The sequence below is a fragment of the Streptacidiphilus sp. PAMC 29251 genome (assembly GCF_054208735.2).
Genome location: NZ_CM135725.2, coordinates 8449660 through 8462994, shown reverse-complemented (window position 1 = coordinate 8462994; position 13335 = coordinate 8449660). Strand labels below are relative to the sequence as shown.

General features: G+C 72.1%; 12 protein-coding genes. 4 read left to right on the top strand and 8 right to left on the bottom strand.

What is annotated here, in order from left to right:
• Positions 1–88: 88 nt before the first annotated feature.
• Complete coding sequence (locus ACXKR8_RS40105) at positions 89–1843, top strand: MFS transporter (protein ID WP_458269432.1); 1755 nt, start codon at positions 89–91, stop codon at positions 1841–1843.
• Positions 1844–1898: 55 nt separating this feature from the next.
• Positions 1899–2318 (top strand): DUF1003 domain-containing protein, encoded by a 420-nt coding sequence (locus tag ACXKR8_RS40100; protein ID WP_458269431.1) that lies wholly within the window; start codon positions 1899–1901, stop codon positions 2316–2318.
• Positions 2319–2356: 38 nt separating this feature from the next.
• Here the strand turns inward: ACXKR8_RS40100 and pgm are convergent, their stop codons facing one another.
• Positions 2357–3994 (bottom strand): phosphoglucomutase (alpha-D-glucose-1,6-bisphosphate-dependent), encoded by a 1638-nt coding sequence (pgm, locus tag ACXKR8_RS40095; RefSeq protein WP_458269430.1) that lies wholly within the window; start codon positions 3992–3994, stop codon positions 2357–2359.
• A 222-nt stretch (positions 3995–4216) separates the two neighbouring features.
• On the opposite strand from pgm, the gene ACXKR8_RS40090 reads away from it, so the two are divergent.
• Both ACXKR8_RS40090 and ACXKR8_RS40085 read left to right on the top strand, forming a co-directional pair.
• Positions 4217–5206: a phosphatase PAP2 family protein gene (locus ACXKR8_RS40090; RefSeq protein ID WP_458269429.1), complete on the top strand. Its 990-nt coding sequence runs from the start codon at positions 4217–4219 to the stop codon at positions 5204–5206.
• 148 nt (positions 5207–5354) lie between these two features.
• Positions 5355–6176, top strand: coding sequence for an SAM-dependent methyltransferase (locus ACXKR8_RS40085; protein ID WP_458269428.1), 822 nt, complete (start codon positions 5355–5357; stop codon positions 6174–6176).
• On the opposite strand, the gene ACXKR8_RS40080 is transcribed toward ACXKR8_RS40085, so the two are convergent.
• From ACXKR8_RS40080 to ACXKR8_RS40050, 7 genes are all read right to left on the bottom strand, one after another.
• Positions 6173–7456 (bottom strand): RNA polymerase sigma factor, encoded by a 1284-nt coding sequence (locus ACXKR8_RS40080; protein WP_458269427.1) that lies wholly within the window; start codon positions 7454–7456, stop codon positions 6173–6175. The two genes, ACXKR8_RS40085 and ACXKR8_RS40080, sit on opposite strands and share 4 nt — an antisense overlap.
• Positions 7453–7815 carry a YciI family protein gene (locus ACXKR8_RS40075; protein ID WP_458269426.1) on the bottom strand — a complete coding sequence of 121 codons (363 nt, stop codon included), beginning with the start codon at positions 7813–7815 and terminating at the stop codon, positions 7453–7455. Before ACXKR8_RS40075 ends, ACXKR8_RS40080 begins: the two co-directional genes overlap by 4 nt.
• Before the next feature lie 148 nt (positions 7816–7963).
• A complete protein-coding gene (locus ACXKR8_RS40070; protein ID WP_462100719.1) occupies positions 7964–8287 on the bottom strand; it encodes a tetratricopeptide repeat protein in 324 nt (107 codons plus the stop codon).
• Positions 8268–10379: a helix-turn-helix domain-containing protein gene (locus ACXKR8_RS40065; RefSeq protein ID WP_462100040.1), complete on the bottom strand. Its 2112-nt coding sequence runs from the start codon at positions 10377–10379 to the stop codon at positions 8268–8270. The genes ACXKR8_RS40070 and ACXKR8_RS40065 overlap by 20 nt, the downstream gene beginning before the upstream one ends.
• Before the next feature lie 325 nt (positions 10380–10704).
• Positions 10705–12108 carry a Si-specific NAD(P)(+) transhydrogenase gene (gene sthA, locus ACXKR8_RS40060; RefSeq protein ID WP_458269424.1) on the bottom strand — a complete coding sequence of 468 codons (1404 nt, stop codon included), beginning with the start codon at positions 12106–12108 and terminating at the stop codon, positions 10705–10707.
• Between the two features lie 97 nt (positions 12109–12205).
• Positions 12206–12646, bottom strand: a complete 441-nt coding sequence (locus ACXKR8_RS40055; RefSeq protein WP_458269423.1) for a nuclear transport factor 2 family protein — start codon at positions 12644–12646, stop codon at positions 12206–12208.
• A gap of 91 nt (positions 12647–12737) precedes the next feature.
• On the bottom strand, positions 12738–13319 hold the full coding sequence (locus ACXKR8_RS40050) for a TetR/AcrR family transcriptional regulator (protein ID WP_458269422.1): 582 nt from the start codon (positions 13317–13319) through the stop codon (positions 12738–12740).
• Positions 13320–13335 lie beyond the last annotated feature (16 nt).

Here is a 13335-nt window from a genome sequence, read left to right as displayed (position 1 = left end):
CGTGGCCCATGGTAGGGGCCGGGTCCGACCGGGTGGGGTCCGCTCGGACACTATTGCTTATGCCAACTAAGGTTCTTAGGATGGCGGCGTGCGTGCCATAGCCAAGCAGTCCTCGCAGCAGTCGCCCCCCAGCCCGCGCTACAAGTGGGTGGCTCTGTCGAACACCACGCTCGGCGTCTTCATGGCCACGCTGGACGCCTCCATCGTGATCATCGCCATGCCGGCCATCTTCCGGGGCATCGGCCTCGACCCGCTGGCCCCGGGGAACATCAGCTATCTGCTCTGGCTGATCATGGGATATCTGCTGGTCACCGCCGTGCTGGTGGTCGCCCTCGGGCGACTGGGTGACATCTACGGCCGGGTGAAGATCTACAACCTGGGCTTCGCCGTCTTCAGCATCACCTCGCTGGCGCTGTCGCTGGACCCGATGCACGGCGCCGGCGGCGCGCTCTGGCTGATCGGCTTCCGGATCCTGCAGGCCGTCGGCGGCGCGATGCTGATGGCCAACTCCGCCGCCATCCTCACCGACGCCTTCCCCGCCGAGCAGCGCGGGATGGCGCTGGGCGTCAATCAGATCGCCGGACTCTCCGGGCAGTTCCTCGGTCTGATCGCGGGCGGGGTGCTGGCCACCGTCGACTGGCGGGCGGTGTTCTGGATCAATGTGCCAATCGGGGTGGTCGGCACCATCTGGTCCTACCGCAGCCTGCGCGAACTCGGCGCCAGCCGTCCGGCCGGCATCGACTGGGCCGGCAACCTCACCTTCACCTTCGGCGCGCTGGCGCTGCTCGCCGGGATCACCTACGGCATCCAGCCCTACGGCGGCCACCCCACCGGCTGGACCAACCCCACGGTGCTCGGGGCGCTGGGGGCCGGGGTGCTGCTGCTGATCGTCTTCGGGATCGTCGAGACCCGGGTCGCCGAACCCATGTTCCACCTGGGCCTCTTCAAGATCCGGGCCTTCGCGGCCGGGAACGCGGCCGCGCTGCTCACCGCGATCGCCCGGGGCGGGCTGCAGTTCATGCTGATCATCTGGCTGCAGGGGGTCTGGCTGCCGCTGCACGGCTACGCCTACGAGGACACCCCGCTGTGGGCCGGGATCGCGCTGATCCCGCTGACCGCCGGGTTCCTGGTGTCCGGACCGATCAGCGGGTACCTGTCCGACCGCTTCGGGGCCAGGGCCTTCGCCACCGGCGGGCTGCTGCTGATGGCCGGTTCGTTCGTGGGGCTGCTCTTCCTCCCGGTCGACTTCTCCTACCCGGTGTTCGCGGTGATCGTCTTCGCCAACGGCATCGGCCAGGGCATGTTCTCCGCGCCCAACACCTCCGCCATCATGGGCAGCGTGCCGCCCGAGCGGCGGGGCGCGGCGTCCGGGATGCGGGCGACTTTCCAGAACTCCGGGATGTCGCTGTCGATCGGCATCTTCTTCTCGCTGATGGTGACCGGTCTGGCCCGCAATCTGCCGCAGACGCTGAGCTCGGGGCTGCAGGCCCAGGGCGTGCCGGCCGGGGTGGCCGGTTCGGTGGCCCATCTGCCGCCGGTGTCCACGCTGTTCGCGGCCTTCCTCGGGCAGAACCCGGTCGGCCATCTGCTGGCCCCCTCCGGCGTGCTGCAGACCCTGCCGGCCCACAACGCCGCGACCCTGACCGGCACCGAGTTCTTCCCGCACCTCATCTCGGGACCGCTGCACCAGGGCCTCACCGTGGTCTTCATCGCCGCCGCGGCGATGGCCGTGGTCGCCGCCCTGGCCTCACTGCTGCGGGGCCGTGACAGCGGTCGGCCGAACGGGCCCGCGCCGGCCGCGCCGATCAGGGATGATGCTGCGTCGGGCACCCTTCGCCCCTGACCGGCCGGACCCGCCCGACAGACGACAGACCCTGACCCGCCGGGAAGGCGCGCCCATGACCGAGCAGCAGCACCACCACGCCCAGCCTCAGCCCCTGCACCACCCCGTGGTGGACGCCCACCTCAACCGACAGGCCACCGACCTGCAGGTGCGGATCGCCGACTGGATCACCAAGTTCGCCGGCTCGATGCTCTTCGTCTACATCCACGCGGTGGGCTTCGCGGTCTGGATGCTGCTGGTCGAGGGCAGCCCCTGGCCGACGCTGACCCTGGTGGTCTCGCTGGAGGCGATCTTCCTCTCCACCTTCGTCATGATCGGCCAGAACCGCCAGGCCGCGTTCCAGCAGGCCAAGGCCGACCACGACTTCGTCGAGCAGGAGCTGGAGCTCAAGACCAACACCGAGCTGACCCGCGCCATCCACGCGATGACCACCGAGCTCCACCGCCGCCTGATGTCCGGCGAGGGCAACGGCTGAGCGCCCCTGCCTGCCCGGACCGCCCGCCCGGCCCGGGCTCAGCCGAGGACGGTGGTGACCAGGGTGCGGGCCTCCTCCTGGACGCGGGCCAGGTGGGCCTCGCCCTGGAAGCTTTCGGCGTAGATCTTGTAGACGTCCTCGGTGCCGGACGGGCGGGCCGCGAACCAGGCGCTGTCGGTGCAGACCTTCAGGCCGCCGATGGCCGCGTCATTGCCCGGGGCCCGGGTCAGCACCGCGGTGATCGGCTCGCCGGCCAGCTCGTCGGCGGTGACCTGCTCGGGCGACAGCGCGGCCAGGGCGGCCTTCTGGTCGCGGGTGGCCGGGGCGTCGACCCTGGCGTAGGCGGGGGCGCCGAAACGGCCGGTGAGGTCCGCGTAGTGCTCGGACGGGCTGCGGCCGGTCACCGCGATGATCTCGGAGGCGAGCAGCGCCAGCAGGATGCCGTCCTTGTCGGTGCTCCAGGTGCTGCCGTCGCGGCGCAGGAAGGACGCCCCGGCGGACTCCTCGCCGCCGAAGCCGATGCTGCCGTCCACCAGGCCGTCGACGAACCACTTGAAGCCGACCGGAACCTCCACCAGTTTCCGGCCCAGGTCGGCGGCGACCCGGTCGATCATCGAGGAGGAGACCAGGGTCTTGCCGATCCCCGCGTCCTGCGCCCAGCCGTCCCGGTGGGCGTAGAGGTAGGAGATGGCCACGGCCAGGTAGTGGTTGGGGTTCATCAGCCCGGCGTCCGGGGTGACGATGCCGTGCCGGTCGGCGTCGGCGTCGTTGCCGGTGGCGACCTGGTACGCGGCGCGCTGCTCGATCAGCGAGGCCATGGCGTAGGGCGAGGAGCAGTCCATCCGGATCTTGCCGTCCCAGTCCAGGGTCATGAACCGCCAGGTGGGGTCGGTGCTGGGGTTGACCACGGTCAGGTCCAGCCGGTGCTGCTCGGCGATCCGGCCCCAGTAGGCGACGGAGGCGCCGCCCAGCGGGTCCGCGCCGATCCTGACCCCGGCCGAGCGGACCGCGTCCAGGTCGAGCACCGAGGGCAGGTCGGCGACGTAGGAGCCGAGGAAGTCGAAGCGCCGGGTGGTGTCGGCGGCCAGCGCGCGGGAGTAGGGGATCCGGCGGACGTCCGCCATGCCCTTCTCGATCAGCTCATTGGCGCGGTCCTGGATCCAGGAGGTCGCGGTCGAGTCGGCGGGGCCGCCGTGCGGGGCGTTGTACTTGAAGCCGCCGTCGCCGGGCGGGTTGTGCGAGGGGGTGACCACGATGCCGTCGGCGAGGTCGGCGGTCCGGCCCCGGTTGTGGGCGACGATGGCGTGCGAGACGGCGGGGGTGGGGGTGTAGCCGTCGTTGCTGTCGATCAGCACGGTGACGCCGTTGGCGGCCAGCACCTCCAGCGCGGTGGCCTGGGCCGGCTCGGACAGGGCGTGCGGGTCGATGCCGAGGTACAGCGGCCCGGTGGTGCCCTGCCGGGCCCGGTAGTCGCAGACGGCCTGGCTGGTCGCGGCGATGTGGGCCTCGTTGAAGGCGGTGTTCAGGGAGGAGCCGCGGTGTCCCGAGGTGCCGAAGGCGACCCGCTGCCCGGGGTCGGCCAGGTCGGGGGTGAGCGTGTAGTACGAGGTCACCAGCCGGGCCACGTCCACCAGGTCGGTGGGCCTGGCCTGCTGTCCGGCACGCTCGTGAACCATGCGTCGCTCCTTCGTCGTCCCGCGTCGTCTCCATGATGGCGCAGCCGGGTCGAGCCGGGCAGGCGCACCCGGCCCACCTGCCCGGATCGGCGCGGTTCCATGCGTTCCCGTGCGCCGGACCGGGCTGCTCCGGCAACCGGAGCGAACACCCGTAGGTAAAGATTTGCGCGGAACAGGTACCCAGATGTGAATCTCGTAAGCGTCTCAGGAGAGGATGACCCGGTGTCGACCAACCTGCCGGTACCTCCCGGCCCCGATGAAGCTCTGGTGAACTCGCGGGAGAGCGCGCCCGCCGCGCGCCCCTTCGCCGCGGCCGCCGACTCCGCTCCCGCGCCCAGCCGCGGCCCGCGGAGGTTCCGCTGGCGCTGGAAGACCACCTGGAGCTGGGAGCTGCTGCTGGTGGTCTACGCCGTCTACGACGGCAGCAGGCTGCTGGTGAACGGGGCCGAGGGCCGGGCCATGCAGCACGGCCGGGACATCCTCTCGCTGGAGCGGTGGCTGCACCTGAGCCCCGAGCACTGGCTGAACCACACCTTCTACGACCACGCCTGGCTCGGCATACCCGCCGACTACCTCTACGCCACGCTGCACTACATCCTGACCGTCGGGGTGCTGTTCTGGCTGTGGCGCTACCACCGCGGCCACTACCGGCACGCCCGCACCTGGCTGGGCCTGACCACCATGCTCGGCCTGGTCGGCTTTGTGACCTTCCCCACCGCGCCGCCGCGGATGCTCGGCCCGGCCTACGACTTCGTGGACACCCTGGCCGAGCACGCCAACATCGGCTGGTGGGGCGGCGGCGGCGGTACGCCCAAGGGCCTCGGCGACGTCACCAACGAGTTCGCGGCCATGCCGAGCCTGCACGTGGGCTGGGCGGTGTGGTGCGGGGTGCTGCTGTACCGCTACGCCGGGTCGCGGGTGGTGCGGGTGCTGGGGCTGGTGTACCCGTTCGTCATCGCCATGGTGGTGATGGGCACCGCCAACCACTACTTCCTGGACGCGGTGGCCGGCGCGACGGTGGCCGCGATCGGCCTGTGGGGGACGGACCCGCTGCTGCGGCTGTCGGCGCGGGTGAGCCGCCGGCTGCGCGGCGGCCGGGGCGCGGCCTCGTCGGAGGCGGCCACGGTGACGGCGCTGCCCTCGCCGCGCAGGCCGGCCGGGAACGGCGCCGACCCGCTGGAAGAGGCCTCCTCCGGAGCCTCGCAGAGCTGAACCGGCTTTCTGCGTAAGCGTGTTATTACGTGGCAGACGTGAACGAATCCGCCCCGGCGGCCCCGTCGTATGCCTACGATGTCCCCGCCGGGCTGCGGTCAGCGGTCGGCCGGTCCGGAAGCGCACGTCGACGCGGGTGGGGGCAGGCATGGTCAAGGGTTGGACGAGTCCGGAGGCATTCGATCCCCCGAGCACGGGGCTCGACACCGGTGTCCCGCACATCGCCCGGGTCTACGACTACTGGCTCGGCGGCAAGGACAACTTCGCCGCCGACCGCGAGGTGGCCGAGCTGATCATGGCCGCCGGCAATGTGGTGACCGAGAATGTGCGCGCCAACCGGGCCTTCCTCGGACGCGCGGTGCACTTCCTCGCCGCCGAGGTCGGCATCCGGCAGTTCCTGGACATCGGCACCGGGCTCCCCTCCGCCGACAACACCCACGAGGTGGCCCAGCGGGTCGCCCCGGCGTCGCGGATCGTCTACGTCGACAACGACCCGATCGTGCTCGCCCACGCCAGGGCGCTGCTGACCAGCCACCCCGACGGCGTCACCGCGTACATCCACGCGGACGCCAGGGACACCGCCAAGGTGCTGGAGGAGGCGGCGAAGACCCTGGACTTCAGCCGGCCGGTCGGTGTGGTCATGCTCGGTCTGATGCACTGCATCCCGGACGAGGACGATCCCGCGGGTCTGGTGGCCGAGGTGATGGCGGCCCTCCCCTCCGGCAGCCACCTGGCGCTCTCCCAGCCGGCCTCGGACATCTATGTCGAGGTCATGGCCAGGCACGCCGAGGTGATGCGGGAGCTCATGCCGCAGAAGATCACCTACCGTCCGCACGACCAGGTCTCCCGGTTCCTGGACGGCCTGGAGCTGCTGGAGCCCGGCCTGGTCTCGGCCCCGCACTGGCGCCCCGCGCCCGGCGCGGACCCGACCATCCGCTCGGTCTGGGCCGGCGTCGGCCGCAAGCCCTAAGCGGGGTCGGGACCGGGGTCGGCGGCGAGGCGTCTGGCGCGGGCCTCCAGATGGCGCCGCTCCGGCAGGCTGAGGGTGAGCCGCGCCGCCAGCCGGTAGGCCTCCCTGGCGGCCTCGCGGTCGCCCTCCGCCTCCAGCAGATGGGCCCGCACCGCGTGCAGCCGGTGGTGCCGGGCCAGCGAGGGCTCACCCTCCAGCGTCGCCAAGAGTTCCAGCGCCGCGCGCGGGCCCTTGACCTCGGCCAGCGCGACCACCCGGTTGAGCGTGATCATCGGGTTGGGGGTGAGCTGCTCCAGCGTCGCGTAGAGCGCCAGGATCTGCGGCCAGTCGGTGTCCCCGGCGCTCGCCGCCTCGTCGTGGACGGCCGCGATCGCCGCCTGGACCTGGTACGGGCCCAGCCGGGTGGTGGTCAGCGCCCCGGTGAGCAGGGCGACCCCCTCGGTGATCCGCGTGGCGTCCCAGCGGCTCCGGTCCTGCTCGGCCAGCGGGACGATATTGCCCTGGCCGTCGCTGCGGGCGGCCCGGCGGGCGTCGGTGAGCAGCATCAGCGCCAGCAGCCCGGTCACCTCGCCGTCCTGGGGCAGCAGGGCGCGCAGCTGGCGGGTGAGCCTGACCGCCTCGGCGGTGAGGTCGCCGCGCTGCAGGTGGTCGCCGGAGGAGGCGCTGTAGCCCTCGTTGAATATCAGGTAGAGGACGTGCAGCACCGCCTTCAGCCGTTCGGCCCGCTCCTCGGCCGGGGGCATGGTGAAGGTGGCCCCGGCGTCCCTGATCTTCTGCTTGGCCCGGCTGATCCGCTGCGCCATGGTCGCCTCGGGGACCAGGAAGGCCCGGCCGATCTCGGCCGTGGAGAGGCCGCCGACCGCGCGCAGGGTCAGCGCGATCTGCGAGGGCGCGGTCAGCACCGGGTGGCAGCAGAGGAACAGCACGGTCAGCGTGTCGTCCTGCTCCGCCACCTCCGGCCGCTCCCCCGGCGCGGGCGCCAGCAGCTCGGCCGGCGGCACCGCGGCGGCGAGCCGCTGCTCGCGTTCGCGGCGGGCGCTCTCGCTGCGGATCTGGTCGATCAGCCGCCGCGAGGCGACGGTGAGCAGCCAGCCCTGCGGGTTGTCCGGCACCCCGTCGGCGGGCCACTGGGTCGCCGCCGCGAGCAGCGCCTCCTGCACCGCGTCCTCGCAGGCGTCGAACTGCCCGTAGCGGCGCGCCAGCGCGCCGAGGACCTGCGGCGCGGCACGCCTGAGCAGGTCCTCGACACGCCGGCCGGGATCGGCGGGCTCCGAGCTCACAGCTGCGGCACCGCCTCGTGCATGACCGGCCACACCTCCACCGCGTTGAACGCGGCGAAGGGCATCCGCGCGGCGATCTCCAGCGCCCTGGTCTCGTCCTGGCAGTCCAGCAGGCAGAAGCTGGCCAGGTACTCCTTGGTCTCCAGGTAGGGCCCGTCGGTCACCGCCGCCGCCCCGGCCCGGACCCGCACGGTGCGGGCGGTGGCGGCGTCGGCGAGGCCGTAGGCGCTGATCAGCTCACCGGTCTCGAAGAAGGTGGTGTTGAAGGCGTCCTGTTCGGCGATGCCCTGGCCCATCTCCTCGGCCGAGAGGCCGTCCCAGGTCTCCTGGTTGGCGTAGATCATCAGCATGAACTTCATGGGGTGACTCCTGTGCTTCCGGGTGCTTCCGGCTCCCCTGCCGGGAGCCTTTCACAGGGAGGTCGTCACCGCAGCGACGCTCTCGACACCAGCGGACAGGTGTCGTGGAATTCTTTTCCGCCGGTCCGGATCCCGGTGGGTCCGGGTGCTACCGGGTCTTCGCGGCGGGCCCGGATTGGATGATCTTCAGGGCCTGGGCGGCGCGATGGTGGTCTCCATGGGTGTGGAACCGCTCTGCGGCGACGGTGAGCGCGCGGTTGGCCTCGTCGTGCATCCCGGCGGCGTGCAGGGTCCGGCCAAGGTGGAAGTGGGCGATGGCCTCGCTGTGGGCGGAGCCTCGGGTCTGGGCCAGGCGCAGCGCCTGCCGGAGGTGGCCGAGGGCGGTGTCATGGTCGCCGAGGCGGCTGTGCGCGGCGCCGAGCAGGTAGAGCGCCATGGCGGTGAGGTCCTCGTCATTGTTGGCACGGGCCAGCGCAAGCCCGGTCCGCAGGTGGTGGAGCGCGGTGTCGGGCCGGTTGAGCTGGAGGTACTGTTTCGCCGGCGTAGTTGTGGGCCATGGTCAGCTGGACCGGCACATTGGCGCCCTGTCCGAGCTGGACGGCCTGCTCCAGGGCGGCCGCGGCGGCGGCGTGGTCGCCGCAACGGCCGTGCAGGGTGCCGAGCATGACCAGGCTGCTGATCTCTCCGGGCTGGTCGCCGACCGCCCGCGCCTGCTGGAGGGTGAGCGACACCAGTCGGTGCGCGGTGGGCCGGTCGTCGCGGTGGATCGCGACGCGGGCCTGGACCCGGTGGGCCGTGGTGCGGGCCGAGCCCTCGGCGACCTGCTCGACGGCGGCGGCGCAGCGGGACAGGTCGGTCCAGCGCCCGGTCAGGACGAGTGGGCGCTGCAGGAGTTCCAGCAGTTCCGCGGCGAGCACGGTGTCCAGGTTGGGGGCGGAGGTCAGCAGCATGAGCGCGGCGATCAGGTTGTCCTGCTCGATGTCCGGCACCACGGCGCCCGCGGCCGGCCCGCTGTGGCGGGGTTCGGCCGCGGCGTCGGCCCGCTCCGGCGCCTCGTCCGGCCGGGGGTGCGGGATCTGCCCGGCGAGGTCGGTGAGCGAGGCGCGCACGGCACGGGCCAGCGAGTGGCGGCGCACCTGGCCCTCGTCCTCGTGCAGCGACTGCTCCTTGGCGAAGCTGCGGAGCAGGTCGTGGAATCCGTAGTAGTCGGGGGCGGGACTGGTCACCAGGTGGGCGTCCAGCAGCCGGTCCAGCAGGCGTTCCGCGTCGTAGACGGGCAGGTCGAGCAGAGCGGCGACGGTGCGCAGCGAGGCGGCCGGGTACTCGAGCGGCGCGAGCAACCGGAAGGCCCGCGCGACCGCGGGTTCCAGCCCGCGATAGCTGAGCATCAGGCTGGCGCGCACATCGAGGTCCTCGGCGTGGAGTTCGTCCATCCGCCGGTGCCCGGCCAGCCGGTCGGCCAGATGTCGCACCGTCCAGGCCGGCCGGGACGCCAGCTTGGCACCGGCGATCCGCACCGCGAGCGGGAGCCGGCCGCAGCTGGCGACCACGTCGGCGACGGCCGCCTCGTCCGGTGCGACCCGGTCCCGGCCCGCGGTGGCCGCGAACAGGGCGGCGGCCTCGGGCGCACTCATCGGCGCCAGTTCCAGCCAGGTCGCACCGGCCAGGCCGGCCAGACTGGCCCGGCTGGTGACCAGGGCGGCGCTGGGACCGCCGCCGGGCAGCAGCGGCCGCAGCTGAGCGCTGTTCGCCGCGTTGTCCAGCACCAGGAGCACGGCGCGGTCGGCGAGCAGCGACCGGTACAGGGCCGACCGATCGGCCGGATCGTCGGGGATGGCCCGCCCCGGAATGCCCATCGACCGCAGCAGCGAGGTCAGCACGTCCGCCGGGTCCCGCGGCGCCGGGCCGGCGCCGTGCAGGTCGACGAACAGGGTGCCGTCACTGAAGACCCGCCGCAGCCGGTGGGCCGCGTGGGTGGCCAGGGAGGTCTTCCCCACCCCGGGGGCCCCGGACACGACGATCAGCCGGGTGGAGGCCTCCGCACTGGCCAGCAGGCCGGTGACGGCCGCCAGTTCGGTGGCACGCCCGGTGAAGTCCGGTATGTCGGCCGGCAGTTGGGCGGGTGTCGGCCAAGGTGGCCGGCGCGACCCGCTCGGCGGGGCGCTCACCGCGGCGACGTCCTGGCCGTCGGGGGCGCGGGTGTCGGCGGTGCCGGTGCTACCGGGGGCGCCGGGGGTGCTGTCGGAGGCGCCGCTGGTCGCGGCCGGCTCGGTTACGGCCTGCTCGGCCGGGGCAGGCCGCAGGTCGGCTCGGGCCGGTTCCGTTTCCGTCGCGGTTAACGAACCCGGGGTGGCCGCGGCGCGCAGCAGTCGCTGACGGTCCGCCGACTCCAGATTCAACGCGTCCGCCAACCGGCGCAGCGAGGACAGCCGGGGCAGCCGCCGCCCGGCCTCCAGCGTGCTGATCGCGTGGACCGACACCCCCGACCGCTCCGCGAGGGACTGCTGGGTCCACTCGGCCCGCAAGCGAAACCCGCGCAGCAGCGCACCCAGGCTCTCCGTCACGGCATCCCCCATCGTTCCGACCACTCCGCGGCCCGCGTAAGAACCTAGGCCATGGCTGCGACGGGACGCCATACGGACAACACATGAACGCCAAGGAGTGACAGATCAACGCCATTCCGCCGGACGACCCGCCCGTCAAGAATGGGTCCGGCGCCCGGAGCGGGCGCGTCGAGGTGTACGGGTGGTCAGCGCCGAGCACGGTGCGGTGCGGTGTGTCGCCACGGGGGTGGGCACGCCGAGCACTCAACCCGGGGGGAGAACCTTCCGGGCCGACTGCTCCCACGGCGGTGGGAGGAGCCGGCCCGGAAGCTGGAACAGGCCGCCCTCAGTCCCGCAGGTGGTCGATCTGGCGGATCTTGTTGGTCGCGTCCAGCGCGGCGACCTTGTAGGACTCGGCGAGGGTCGGATAGTTGAAGACCGCGTCGACCAGGTAGTCGACGGTGCCGCCGCAGCCCATCACGGCCTGGCCGATGTGGATCAGCTCGGTCGCGCCGGTGCCGAAGCAGTGCACCCCGAGCAGCTTGCGGTCCTCCGGGGAGACCAGCAGCTTCAGCATCCCGTGCGCGTCGCCGATGATCTGGCCCCGGGCCAGCTCACGGTAGCGGGCCACCCCGACCTCGAAGGGGACGCTGGCATCGGTCAGCTGGTCCTCGGTCCGGCCGACGTAGCTGATCTCCGGAATGGTGTAGATGCCGATCGGCTGCAGGTCGAGCATCGGGTGCACCGGCTCGCCGCAGGCGTGGTACGCCGCCGTCCGGCCCTGCTCCATCGCGGTGGCGGCCAGCGCCGGAAAGCCGATGACGTCGCCGACCGCGTAGATGTGCGGGACGACCGTCCGGTAGTGCTCGTCCACCGTGATCCGGCCGCGTCCGTCGGCGGACAGGCCCGCCTTCTGCAGGTCGAGTTCGTCGGTGAGGCCCTGGCGGCCGGCGGAGTACATCACCGCGTCGGCGGGGATCTTCTTGCCGCTCTCCAGGATCGTCAGCGTGCCGCGCGGGTGGCGCTCGACGGCGGCGACCTTCTCGCCGAAGCGGAAGGTGACGGCGAGGTCGCGGAGGTGGTACTTCAGCGCCTCGACCACCTCCAGGTCGCAGAAGTCCAGCATCCCCTCGCGCTGCTCCACAACAGTGACCTTGCTGCCCAGGGCGGCGAACATCGAGGCGTACTCGAGGCCGATCACCCCGGCCCCGACGATCACCATCGACCTGGGGACCTTCTCCAGGTTGATCACATTGTCGGAGTCCAGCACGGTGCGCTCGTCGAACTCCACCAGGTCCGGACGGGCCGGGCGGGTGCCGGTGGCGATCACGATGTGCTCCGCCGTCACCAGCCGGTCCTGGCCGGTGATGTCCCGTACCGCGACGGTGTGGTCGTCGGTGAACCGCCCGGTCCCGGCGAGCAGGGTGACCTGGTTGCGGGAGAGCTGGCTGCGGATGACGTCGACCTCGCGCCCCACCACGTGCTGGGTGCGGGCGGTCAGGTCGGCGACGGTGATCTCGTCCTTGAGCCGGTAGCTCTGGCCGTAGAGATCACGCTGCGTCAGGCCGGTCAGGTAGAGAACCGCCTCGCGCAGGGTCTTGGAGGGGATGGTGCCGGTATGGATGGATACGCCGCCGACCGTGTCAGGGCGGTCGATGACAGCGACCCGGCGGCCGAGCTTGGCCGCAGCGATCGCGGCCTTCTGGCCCCCCGGGCCGGATCCGATGACAAGCATGTCGAATTCGGGCACGGGGCGAGTCTGACAGCCGACCGGGCCCTGACGGAAGCGCGGGTTTTTCCTGGCTGGGTCTTGGGCGCCTGCGGGCCGGGCCCCGGGAGCCTGCGGGCTATGCCGCCGGGGGCTTGAGGACGATGGAGTAGGCCTTGTCCTCGGAGCGCTCGCGCAGCTTCCAGCCGTCCGGGGTGCGGACGAGTTCGTCCACGTACCAGAGGCCGCAGAGCAGCAGGCCCGCCTGGCCCTCCTCACCCGGCAGCGCCATCGGGTTCTGGCACATGGTGCGGGCCGTGGCGCGGTCGCCGTCCAGGACGACGGCGCTGTTGGCGATGAGGTGCTGGGTGGCCGAGAACATCGGCAGCACGGAAGCAAGGAAGGCGGTGACCTCCTCGACCGTGCCGCGCGGGCCGCCGAAGGCGGTGTAGTCGACCACGGCGTCGTCGGTGAAGAGCTCGGCGAACAGCTTCCACTCCCGGGTGTCCACGGCGTGGGCGTAGCGGACCAGCAGGTCCTGGATCTCGATCCGGTCCGACATCTCCTGCAGCGACAGCATGGCTACCCCTCATCTGATGCAGCGTCAGATATCAGTGTGGGGAGCGGGAAGAGAGAAGTGAAGAGACGGAGACCAGTTAGTTGACGACCAGTCAGGAGTGCTTCCGCAGGCCGTCCATCAGCAGGTCGAGCAGACGGCCGGCCTGGTCCCGCCGGGGCGGATCCCCCGCCGCCAGGGTGATGCCGCTGATCCCGGTGAGCACATCGTCCGCGGCCACGTCGGAGCGCACCGTCCCGGCCTCGGCGCCGGCCGTGAGCAGCGTGCCAACCGCCGCGAGCAGCTGGTCCCGGCTGCGGGCGAAGGGGTTGCCGCCGGAGGCGATGACCATCCGGAGGGCGTCGGCCATGCCGCGCTTGGTGGTCATGTAGTCGACGAAGCGGTCCATCCAGGCACGGAGCGCCCGGTCCGGGGCCTGATCGCGGAGCAGTTCGGCGGCGGCGTCGCAGAGCCGGCCGAGCTCGTTCCGGTAGCTGGCCTCGACCAGGGCCTCGCGGGTCGGGAAGTGCCGGTACAGCGTGCCGATGCCGACGCCGGCCTGCTTGGCGATGGCGTCCAGGGTGACGTCGGGGCCGTCCTGGGAGAACGCCTGGACGGCGGCGGCGAGCAGGAGCTCCCGGTTGCGCTGGGCGTCGGCGCGCAGCGGGCGGGGGGTGCTGGGACCGGTGGCCGGCACGGTCGCTCCTCAGGGG

Excerpts from the sequence above, each read along its gene's own strand:
- ACXKR8_RS40100 (WP_458269431.1), top strand. The coding sequence starts at position 1,899 with ATGACCGAGCAGCAGCACCACCACGCCCAGCCTCAGCCCCTGCACCAC.
- pgm (WP_458269430.1), bottom strand. The coding sequence starts at position 3,994 with ATGGTTCACGAGCGTGCCGGACAGCAGGCCAGGCCCACCGACCTGGTG.
- ACXKR8_RS40085 (WP_458269428.1), top strand. The coding sequence starts at position 5,355 with ATGGTCAAGGGTTGGACGAGTCCGGAGGCATTCGATCCCCCGAGCACG.
- ACXKR8_RS40075 (WP_458269426.1), bottom strand. The coding sequence starts at position 7,815 with ATGAAGTTCATGCTGATGATCTACGCCAACCAGGAGACCTGGGACGGC.
- ACXKR8_RS40055 (WP_458269423.1), bottom strand. The coding sequence starts at position 12,646 with ATGCTGTCGCTGCAGGAGATGTCGGACCGGATCGAGATCCAGGACCTG.